This is a genomic window from Allobosea sp. 05T422_2 (genome assembly GCF_056396265.1).
The window spans coordinates 1-2,466 of record NZ_JBFTLD010000461.1 but is presented as its reverse complement, the minus strand read 5'-3'; the positions used below and the strand labels follow the sequence as shown (position 1 = coordinate 2,466).

The following is a 2,466-nucleotide window of genomic DNA, read 5'->3' as shown; positions in this document are numbered from 1 at the left end:
GCTCAAGGGGAGGGAATCATGAGCCCCGGGAGAAACTACCTGGAACGCGCTGCGCCCGGTGACGCGGCGGTTCTATTCAGTGACTTCAGGCCGCAGCGTGCGAGCGGGCGATGAAGGGGATCTCCGAGCGTGACAGCCCAAGATCGTCGAGCTCACGGTTGGTCAGACGCGACAGCTCGCGAACCGTCTCGCGATAGCGCAGGAAGGCGCGGATTTTGGCGGCAATCATGGTGACGAACATGGTGTGTTTCCTTAGCGCATATTCCGGACCGGGGCGGTGCCCACAGCGACAATTTCGTTGTGCACTGCACATAAGCCGATCGGCCCGCCGCAATTAGGGGCTTTACTTCAGCTCCGATATGCATTCAGAGCATGCATCATTTGTTAATCAGTAATTTTCTGGTCTCATCATGCGTTGAGCGCAGTCATCGTTTCAAATGCAACCGATGTTCCGCCTAGAAAACGGGCTGTGGCCGAAAGCAGGAATTCACCGCGTTGGCTACGCGATTTCGGCACGTTGCCGATTGCGAAGTTGAACCGCCCGCATGCGGACGTCCGAGGGGGCGGGAATGGGCGACTTTTGACCGTCAGCGGCTCACCGCAAATGTCGGAGTTGGGTCGCGAACGGACGTCCCTTTCGCAGCATGCGAATGTCTGGTTCCGGGCCATGCGCCAATGTCTGCACCTGTGAAGGGTTTCGGATGCCTGCTTTCCTTGCGGCGCTTGCAACCCGGCCTAAACCCCGCTCTATCGTCGCCCATGACGAGGACGCCGAGCGGTGGGGCGATACTGTGACGCAAGGCGACACTACCTCCGCACCACTGTCCCTTGCGGCGCTGGGCTGGACGGATTTCTTTGCAGATCAATGCGGACCAGATGACGCCTGCCTCCGGCCTGCGCGCATCGGCTCGGTGCACCGCACCCGCATGAGCGCAATCACGCCCGATGGGCCGATCAGGCTCAAGCTGCCGGTCCATACCAATACAGGCGACTTCACGGTGGGTGACTGGGTTCTGGTGGAGCCCAGCACACATCTGCTACGGCGCCGGCTGGAGCGCGCGACGGTGTTGGCGCGGCGCACCGAGGGCAGCATGACGCCGCAGCTTGCCGGGGCCAACATCGACACACTGTTCATCGTCACCTCCTGCAATGCTGATTTCAACGTCGCGCGCCTGGAGCGCTATCTTGCGCTGGCCAATGAGAGCGGAGCCGAACCCGTCATCCTGCTGACCAAGGCCGATCTCGTGCCGGACGTGCAGCCCTATCTCGACCAGGCCGCCGCCCTGCAGCGCGGGCTGGCTGTTGCAACCGTCAATCCGCGCAGCTCTCACGCGGCGGCTGCGTTCGCGTCCTGGTGTGGCGAAGGCCGCACCCTCGCGCTGGTCGGTTCGTCCGGCGTCGGCAAATCGACTCTTGTGAACGCGCTTGCCGGCACCATCGATGGCGAACCGCAGCAGACGGGCGACATCCGCGACCACGACGCTAAGGGGCGCCACACCACGACGTCGCGCTCGCTGCATGCGATTGCCTGCGGCGGCTGGGTGATTGATACGCCGGGCATGCGCACGCTCCATGTCAGCGATGCGGCGTCTGGTCTCGAAACGCTGTTCGCCGAGATCACGGAACTAAGCCCGCTCTGCCGCTTCCGCGACTGCACCCATGAGCACGAGCCCGGCTGCGCGGTTCAGGAGGCAGTCTCCAAGGGCGCGATCGACCCTGAGCGTCTGGCACGCTGGCGCAAGCTCGATCTAGAGAACAGGGCAAAGTCGCCGGAGGTGAAGGGGCCGAGGGGAAGGGGCGGTAGGCGGGGCGTTTGATTCGGCCGAGCCCAAACCTCAGCCTGTTCATCCTGGAGCTGACGCCGGTGATACGGCCCCTCGCCCGCCAGCGCGCGACGATCGACGACTATCCGGACTACCATGTGGCCCGGCGTCCGGATGGGATACCTCTCGGTGACCCTGCCGCCGCGCAGCCCATTTTCTAGGCAGAATATCGGTTTCATTTGAAACAATGACTGCGCTCAACGCATGATGCGACCAGAAAATTACTGATTAACAAATGATGCATGCTCTGTATGCATATCGGAGCTGAAGTAAAGCCCCTAATTGCGGCGGGCCGATCGGCTTATGTGCAGTGCACAACGAAATTGTCGCTGTGGGCACCGCCCCGGTCCGGAATATCCGCCAGAGGAATATCACCATGTTCGTCACCATGATTGCCGCCAAAATCCGCGCCTTCCTCCGCTATCGCGAGACAGTTCGCGAGCTGTCGCGTCTGACCAACCGTGAGCTCGCCGATCTTGGCCTGTCACGCTCGGAGATCCCCTTCATCGCCCGCTCGCACGCTGCGGCCTGAAGTCACTGAATAGAACCGCCGCGTCACCGGGCGCAGCGCGTTCCAGGTAGTTTCTCCCGGGGCTCATGATTCCCTCCCCTTGAGCTTCGGTCGAAGAGTTCGGTCGAAGAG

Annotated in this window: 3 protein-coding genes; 2 read left to right on the top strand and 1 reads right to left on the bottom strand. The window is 62.2% G+C overall.

Annotated features, from left to right (window positions below; all coding sequences use genetic code 11):
* Positions 1 to 85: 85 nt before the first annotated feature.
* Positions 86 to 241 (bottom strand): DUF1127 domain-containing protein, encoded by a 156-nt coding sequence (locus AC1DJT_RS36095; protein ID WP_441493807.1) that lies wholly within the window; start codon positions 239 to 241, stop codon positions 86 to 88.
* 460 nt (positions 242 to 701) lie between these two features.
* Between AC1DJT_RS36095 and rsgA the strand changes: the two genes are divergently transcribed.
* Together rsgA and AC1DJT_RS36085 are read left to right on the top strand one after the other, a co-directional pair.
* Positions 702 to 1,817 (top strand): ribosome small subunit-dependent GTPase A, encoded by a 1,116-nt coding sequence (gene rsgA, locus AC1DJT_RS36090; protein ID WP_476835993.1) that lies wholly within the window; start codon positions 702 to 704, stop codon positions 1,815 to 1,817.
* Positions 1,818 to 2,199: 382 nt separating this feature from the next.
* Positions 2,200 to 2,355, top strand: a complete 156-nt coding sequence (locus tag AC1DJT_RS36085) for a DUF1127 domain-containing protein (protein WP_476771136.1) — start codon at positions 2,200 to 2,202, stop codon at positions 2,353 to 2,355.
* The last annotated feature ends 111 nt before the right edge of the window (positions 2,356 to 2,466 follow it).